Here is a 728-nt window from a genome sequence, read left to right on the forward strand (position 1 = left end):
TTGATGGAGACGGTGATGGCACGAGCATTGAGTGATGATCTTCGGGAGCGTGTTCTGGAAGCTGGAGTTGCGGGAGCATCTGCCCGCTCGATTGCGGCGCGGTTCGGAGTGGGGATTTCGACGGCGATCCGCTGGTTGCGTCGGGAACGTGAGAGCGGCGAGCGGACGCCCCGTCGCCAGGGCAAGCCGCGCGGATCACGGCTGGACGCGCATGAAGCGTTCATTGCCGGCATGATCGAGGCGCAGAAGGACATCACGCTTCACGAAATGATAGCGCGCCTGGAAAGCGAACGGGCCGTCGGGATCGGTCGCAGCATGCTCAGTCGCTGGCTGCGGCAACAGGGATGGACATTCAAAAAAAGACCGCTCATGCACTGGAGCAGGAGCGTGAAGACGTTCTGAAGCGACGACAGGACTGGTTTGATCGCCAGCCTGACCTTGATCCGCAGCGTCTGGTGTTCATTGACGAAACCAGCCTCTCCACGAAGATGGCCCGTCTGCGCGGGCGTGCCTTGCGCGGGGAACGTTGCCGCGCCGGTGTGCCGCACGGTCATTGGAAAACCACGACTTTCACCGGGGGGCTGCGTCTGACAGGCCTGACCGCGCCCTTCGTGCATGATGGTCCCATGAATGGCAGGATCTTTCAGGTCTATGTCGAACGCGTTCTCATCCCGACACTGAAGCCGGGTGATATCGTCGTGATGGACAATCTTCCAGCGCATAAGCTT

Annotated in this window: 1 pseudogene; it reads left to right on the forward strand. The window is 60.9% G+C overall.

Going from position 1 to position 728, the window contains the following annotated elements:
• Nucleotides 1-15: 15 nt before the first annotated feature.
• Nucleotides 16-728 (forward strand): annotated as a pseudogene (locus JK176_RS14870) (IS630 family transposase); the annotation flags it as partial.

The sequence above is a fragment of the Gluconobacter sp. Dm-73 genome, assembly GCF_018256215.1.
In the GTDB taxonomy this organism is placed as follows: domain Bacteria; phylum Pseudomonadota; class Alphaproteobacteria; order Acetobacterales; family Acetobacteraceae; genus Gluconobacter; species Gluconobacter cadivus.